This window comes from Pseudomonas sp. MD195_PC81_125 (assembly GCF_014060985.1).
Taxonomy (GTDB): domain Bacteria; phylum Pseudomonadota; class Gammaproteobacteria; order Pseudomonadales; family Pseudomonadaceae; genus Aquipseudomonas; species Aquipseudomonas parakoreensis.
Genome location: NZ_JABULD010000149.1, coordinates 1 through 6478, shown reverse-complemented (window position 1 = coordinate 6478; position 6478 = coordinate 1). Strand labels below are relative to the sequence as shown.

At 62.4% G+C, this 6478-nt stretch carries 4 protein-coding genes and 1 pseudogene; 4 read left to right on the top strand and 1 reads right to left on the bottom strand.

The annotated features are described in order from the left end of the window. Window positions 1-81: 81 nt before the first annotated feature. A complete protein-coding gene (eat, locus tag HT737_RS06650; RefSeq protein WP_047295511.1) occupies window positions 82-1446 on the bottom strand; it encodes an ethanolamine permease in 1365 nt (454 codons plus the stop codon). Between the two features lie 439 nt (window positions 1447-1885). On the opposite strand from eat, the gene kdpF reads away from it, so the two are divergent. The 4 genes and pseudogenes from kdpF to kdpC all read left to right on the top strand — a co-directional run bounded on the left by kdpF (window position 1886) and on the right by kdpC (window position 6424). Continuing rightward, window positions 1886-1975 carry a K(+)-transporting ATPase subunit F gene (gene kdpF / locus HT737_RS06645; RefSeq protein WP_007963673.1) on the top strand — a complete coding sequence of 30 codons (90 nt, stop codon included), beginning with the start codon at window positions 1886-1888 and terminating at the stop codon, window positions 1973-1975. Between the two features lie 8 nt (window positions 1976-1983). Then, entirely contained in the window at window positions 1984-3678 is a 1695-nt protein-coding gene (gene kdpA / locus HT737_RS06640; RefSeq protein ID WP_047295509.1) for a potassium-transporting ATPase subunit KdpA, read from the top strand. A gap of 10 nt (window positions 3679-3688) precedes the next feature. Further along, window positions 3689-5747, top strand: a pseudogene (gene kdpB / locus HT737_RS06635) (potassium-transporting ATPase subunit KdpB). Window positions 5748-5878: 131 nt separating this feature from the next. After that, a complete protein-coding gene (gene kdpC, locus HT737_RS06630) occupies window positions 5879-6424 on the top strand; it encodes a potassium-transporting ATPase subunit KdpC (RefSeq protein ID WP_182401915.1) in 546 nt (181 codons plus the stop codon). Window positions 6425-6478 lie beyond the last annotated feature (54 nt).

Sequence of the window (6478 nt, the reverse complement as noted above, 5' to 3'; positions counted from 1 at the left end):
CGCAGGCTGCGATTTTTTGACTTTGCCTTTTCAAAAACAAGATCAAAAGATCGCGGCCTTCGGCAGCTCCTACATGATGGGTTATCGCCCCGTCAGCATGGCATCGGCCGGAGCGTCAGCGCGCAACTGACCGGTAAGCATGAAGTAGCCGAAACCGACTGCCATGAAGCCAAGGAAAATCAGCCCGATCAGCGCATTGAACCAAGCCATGGCGATCAGGCACACCACCGCCAGCACCAGCGCGATCAGCGGGATCAACGGATAGCACGGCGCACGGAAAGTCCGCTCGAGATTGGGTTCGGATTTACGCAGTTTGAACAGGCTGAGCATGCTCATGATGTACATCACGATCGCGCCGAACACGGCCATGGTGATCATCGCTGCGGTGAGGGTCATGCCGCCGAGGTTGATCAGGCCGTCGCTGTAGATCGCGGCGATGCCGATCACGCCGCCAGCGATGATTGCGCGGTGCGGGGTCTGGAAACGCGAGAGTTTCGCCAGCGACGCCGGCAGGTAACCGGCGCGGGCGAGGGCGAAGAACTGCCGCGAGTAGCCGAGGATGATCCCGTGGAAACTCGCCACCAGACCGAACAGGCCGATCCACACCAGCATGTGCAACCAGCCGGAATTGTCGCCGACCACGGTTTTCATCGCCTGTGGCAGCGGGTCATTGATGTTCGCCAGGGTGCGCCAGTCACCGACACCGCCGGCGAAGAACATCACGCCCATCGCCAGCAACACCAGAGTCAGGATCCCGCTGATGTAGGCCTTGGGAATCGTGCGCTTGGGATCCTTGGCCTCTTCGGCGGCCATCGCCGCGCCTTCAATGGCGAGGAAGAACCAGATTGCAAATGGAATGGCGGCGAACATCCCGGCAATCGCCGGCGCACCGAACACATCGGAGCCGGCCCAGCCGTTCAGGGCAAAGCTGCTGAAGCTGAAGGCCGGTGCGACCACGCCCATGAACACCAGCAATTCGATCACTGCCAGCACGCAGACGATCAGTTCGAACGTTGCCGCCAGTTTCACCCCGAGGATGTTCAGGGTCATGAACACGATGTACGCGCCGACTGCTGCGTGTTTCGGGTCGAGCGCCGGAAACTGCACATTCAGATAGGCGCCAATCGCCAGGGCGATGGCCGGAGGGGCGAAGACGAATTCGATCAGCGTGGCCAGTCCGGCAATCAGTCCGCCTTTTTCACCGAAGGCTCGGCGGCTATAGGCGAACGGCCCGCCCGCATGAGGAATCGCGGTGGTCAGTTCGGTGAAGCTGAAGATGAAGCAGGTGTACATCGTGGCGACCATGAACGAGGTCACCAGAAAACCCAGTGTGCCGGCGACGCCCCAGCCGTAACTCCAGCCGAAGTACTCGCCGGAAATCACCAGCCCGACGGCGATGCCCCACAGGTGCAAAGTGCCCAGCGTGGGTTTGAGTTGTGTGTTCATGCGCATGCTCCCTGAACGGTTTGGAAAGCTCGGGGGAGGGCGTGTGCAGTGGGCGTGCCAGTCATGTGAATCAGGTCGCAATAGGCTGAAAGCTGTCGTTATCCAAGATGTTCATTACCGGATGGGCACATTTTCGTGCGCCAGTTGGGTGCGACGTCGTTAGTGCTGCCGTCTTCGCGGGCAAGCCCGCTCCCACAGGTTTGGCGTTGGAATCAAACTCTGCGGACCACGCAAAAAACTGTGGGAGCCGGGCTTGCCCGCGATGAGGCCCGATCTGACGCTGCAAAACCCCGCTGCAAAACCCCGCTGTAAAGCCAGCATAAACCCACTCTTTACGCTTTCTTTATGCCTCGCCGCACCCCTCGCTCTCGTTCCTTTACAGCCTCCTTTCCGACAATGCCTCCACACGCGGCAATACGCCGTAACACGGAGATCTTCCATGAGCGTTCTGGACGGGGTGTCCCTGCTGCTGGCAGCCGGGCTGTTCATTTATCTGTTGGTTGCGCTGTTGCGCGCGGATCGGAACTAGGAGCGGCTATGCACAGTTATGACTATTGGCTGATCCTCGCGTTTTTTGCGGTGGTCTTGCTGCCGGCGCCGTTCCTCGGGCGCTTTTACTACAAGGTGATGGAAGGTCAGCGCACCTGGCTGACACCGATTCTCGGCCCGGTCGAGCGCGGTTGCTATCGGATTGCCGGGGTTGATCCGCAGGCTGAGCAGAGCTGGCAGAAGTACACGCTGGCCTTGCTGGCGTTCAACCTCGCCGGTTTTCTGCTGCTGTTTGCGATCCTGTTGTTTCAGGATCACTTGCCGCTGAACCCGCAAAACCTGCCGGGCCAGGAATGGACCCAGGCGTTCAACACCGCGGTCAGCTTCATGACCAACACCAACTGGCAGTCCTACAGCGGTGAAGCGACCCTCAGCTACCTGAGCCAGATGGTCGGCCTTACCGTGCAGAACTTCGTCAGCGCTGCCACCGGTCTGGCGGTGCTGGTTGCGTTGTGCCGTGGCATCGGGCGCAAATCGGCCAAGACTCTGGGCAACTTCTGGGTCGACATGACTCGCGCCACGCTCTACGGCCTGCTGCCGCTGTGCCTGCTGCTGGCGCTGTACCTGGTATGGCAGGGCGTACCGCAGACTTTCGCGCAATATGTGAACGCGGTGACGATGCAGGGCGTCGATCAAGTGATCCCGCTCGGCCCGGCCGCCAGCCAGATTGCGATCAAGCAACTGGGCACCAACGGCGGTGGCTTCTTCGGTGTGAACTCGGCGCATCCGTTCGAGAACCCGACCGCGTGGAGCAACCTGTTCGAAGTCGCTTCAATCATCCTGATTCCGGTGGCGCTGGTGTTCACCTTCGGTCATTACGTGAAAGACCTGCGTCAGAGCCGCGCGATCATCGCCTGCATGCTCGCATTGTTCCTGATTGGCGGCGCGACGTCGCTGTGGGCCGAATATCAGCCTAACCCGGCGCTGAACAATGTCGCGGTCGAACAGACCGCGCCGCTGGAAGGCAAGGAAGCACGCTTCGGTACCACCGCCACCGTGCTGTGGTCGGTGACCACGACTGCGGCGTCGAACGGTTCGGTCAACGGCATGCACGACAGCCTCAACCCGCTCAGCGGCATGGTCGCGCTGGTCAACATGATGGTCGGCGAAGTGATCTTCGGCGGCGTCGGTGCCGGGCTCTACGGCATGTTGCTCAACGTGCTGATCGCGGTGTTCCTCGCCGGCCTGATGATCGGCCGCACCCCGGAATACCTCGGCAAGAAACTGCAGGCGCGGGAAGTGCAATTGCTGGTGGTGACCTTGCTGGTGATGCCGATCGGCGTGCTGGTGCTCGGTGCGATTGCCGCCACTCTGCCTGGCCCGGCGGCGACCATCAGCAACCCCGGCCCGCACGGTTTCAGCCAGTTGCTGTACGCCTACACCTCGGCCAGCGCGAACAACGGTTCGGCGTTCGGTGGCCTGAGCGCCAACACGCCGTTCCACAACCTGATGCTCGGTCTGGGCATGTTGATCGGTCGCTTCGGCTACATCCTGCCGGTACTGGCTCTGGCCGGCAGCCTGGCGATGAAGAAAACCGCACCGATTGGCCAGAACAGCTTCCCGACTCACGGGCCACTGTTTGTGACGCTGCTGACCGTGACCATTTTGCTGGTGGGTGGCCTGACGTTCTTGCCGACCCTCGCATTGGGCCCAATCGCCGAACATCTGAGCATGGGCTTCTAAGGAGTCAATGATGAATATGCCCGCAATCAAACCCGCCGCCGTCAAGGCGCCGGAACAAGCGAAAACCGCGATCTCGGCCCTGTGGCGTCCGGCGCTGGTGCAAGCTTTCGTCAAGCTCGACCCGCGCCAGCTGGTGCGTTCGCCGGTGATGCTGGTGGTCGAACTGACGGCGATTTTCACCACCGTACTGTGCTTCATCCCGGACAACGTCGTGCCGACTTTCGTCGCCGCGCAGATTGCTCTGTGGCTGTGGTTCACGGTGCTGTTCGCCAACTTCGCCGAGGCCTTGGCCGAGGGGCGCGGCAAGGCCCGCGCCGACAGCCTCAAGGCCGGCAGCGAAGGTCTCAGCGCGCGGCGCAAACTGGCCAATGGCAGCTTTCAGGTGGTGCCTGCCGCCAACCTGCGCAAAGGTGATGTGGTGCGCGTCGAAGCGGGGGAGATGATCCCCGGGTGACGGCGAAGTCATCGAAGGGATCGCGGCGGTCAATGAAGCGGCGATTACCGGTGAGTCGGCGCCAGTGATTCGCGAGTCCGGCGGCGATCGCTCGGCGGTCACCGGCAACACGCGCCTGGTGTCCGACTGGTTGCTGGTGAAGATCACCGCCAACCCCGGTGAGTCGACCCTCGACCGCATGATCGCACTGGTCGAAGGCGCCAAACGCCAGAAGACCCCGAACGAAGTCGCGCTGGATATCCTGCTGATCGGCCTGACCCTGATCTTCCTGCTGGTGGTGGTGACCCTGCAACCGTTCGCCCACTTCGCCAACGGCAGCCTGCCGCTGGTGTTCCTGGTGGCGCTGCTGGTCACGCTGATTCCGACCACCATCGGCGGCCTGTTGTCGGCCATCGGTATTGCCGGGATGGATCGTCTGGTACGCCTGAACGTGATCGCCAAATCCGGGCGCGCCGTGGAAGCGGCCGGTGACGTGCACGTTCTGCTGCTGGACAAGACCGGCACCATCACCTTCGGTAACCGTCGTTGCAGCGCGGTGTATGCCGCGCCGGGCGTGAGTGGTCGCGAGTTGGCCGAAGGTGCGTTGTTCGCCTCGCTGGCGGACGAAACCGCCGAAGGCAAGTCCATCGTCGAATACCTGCGCGGTCTGCACCCGCAATCCGAGCCAGCGCTGGATACCTTGACTGCCGTACCGTTCAGCGCGGAAACCCGCCTGTCCGGTGTCGACTATCAGGGCCGCGTGTACCGCAAGGGCGCCGTGGATTCGCTGCTGGCCTTCCTTGGTCAACAACGCTCCGATCTGGCCCCGGCGCTGTCGCGGGAAATCGACAAGATCGCGCAGAGCGGCGGTACGCCGTTGCTGGTCTGCGCCGACGGCAAACTGCTGGGTGCGATCCACCTCAAGGACGTGGTCAAGCCAGGCATTCGCGAGCGTTTTGCCGAGCTGCGCAAACTGGGGATTCGCACCGTGATGGTCACCGGTGACAACCCGTTGACTGCTGCGGCCATCGCGGCGGAAGCGGGCGTCGATGACGTGCTCGCCGAAGCTACTCCGGAGAAGAAACTGGCGCGTATCCGCCATGAGCAGAACGACGGCCGTCTGGTCGCCATGTGCGGCGACGGCGCCAACGACGCCCCGGCGCTGGCCCAGGCTGACGTCGGCATGGCGATGAACGACGGCACACAAGCCGCGCGCGAAGCGGCGAACATGGTCGACCTCGACAGCGACCCGACCAAGCTGCTGGACGTGGTGCAGATCGGTAAGGAATTGCTGGTGACCCGTGGCGCGCTGACGACCTTTTCCATCGCCAACGACGTCGCCAAATACTTCGCGATTCTGCCGGCGCTGTTCGCCGCGATTTATCCGCAACTGGGCGTGCTGAACATCATGCACCTGACCAGTCCGCAAAGCGCGATCCTCTCGGCCATCGTGTTCAACGCCCTGATCATCGTGGTGCTGATTCCACTAGCATTGCGGGGCGTGCGCGTGCAGGCGGCGAGCGCCGCGGCATTGCTGCGACGCAATCTGCTGATCTACGGACTGGGCGGGATTCTGGTGCCGTTCGTGGGGATCAAGGCGATCGACATGCTGCTCACGGCGCTGCATCTGGTGTGATCCCTTCGCGAGCAGGCTCGCCCCCACAGTTGCAATGCGGTCCCCTGTGGGAGCCAGCCTGCTGGCGATGAAGTCGACTCGGTCCACCTGAATTAACGCGGTATCCGCTTTCTGAATTCGAGGATTTTGCAATGTCCACAATGTTACGTCCGGCCCTGAGCCTGCTGGTGCTGATGACCTTGGTCACCGGTGTGGCCTATCCACTGGTGGTGACCGGCGTTGCCCAGGTCGCCTTTCCTGAACAGGCTAACGGCAGCCTGGTGCACGATGCCGACGGCAAAGTGCGCGGCTCGTCGCTGATCGCCCAGGATTTCGTCGGTGATGCCTGGTTCCATCCGCGTCCTTCGGCGGGCGCGTTTGCGACCGTGTCCAGCAGTGCCAGCAACCTCGCACCAAGCAATCCGGCGCTGGCCACGCGGGTGATTGACGACGCCGCCAAGTTGCAGGTGCCCGGCCAGGGACCAGTGCCCTTGGCGCTGCTGACCACCTCCGGCAGCGGCCTCGATCCGCACTTGCCACCGGCGGCAATTGCCTATCAACTGGAGCGTGTCGCGCAAGCGCGCAACCTGCCGGTGGCGACCTTGCAGCAACTGCTCGATGCGCACATTGAACAGCCGCTGGTGGGGCCACCGGTGGTGAATGTGCTGGAGCTGAACATGGCGCTGGAAAAACTCTGAACCGGCGGCGCGGCCATTCGCGAGCAAGCTCGCTCCCACAAGAGCAACACTGAA

Coding starts and splice junctions, on each gene's coding strand:
- eat (WP_047295511.1), bottom strand. CDS start 1,446: ATGAACACACAACTCAAACCCACGCTGGGCACTTTGCACCTGTGGGGC.
- kdpA (WP_047295509.1), top strand. CDS start 1,984: ATGCACAGTTATGACTATTGGCTGATCCTCGCGTTTTTTGCGGTGGTC.
- kdpC (WP_182401915.1), top strand. CDS start 5,879: ATGTCCACAATGTTACGTCCGGCCCTGAGCCTGCTGGTGCTGATGACC.
- kdpF (WP_007963673.1), top strand. CDS start 1,886: ATGAGCGTTCTGGACGGGGTGTCCCTGCTGCTGGCAGCCGGGCTGTTC.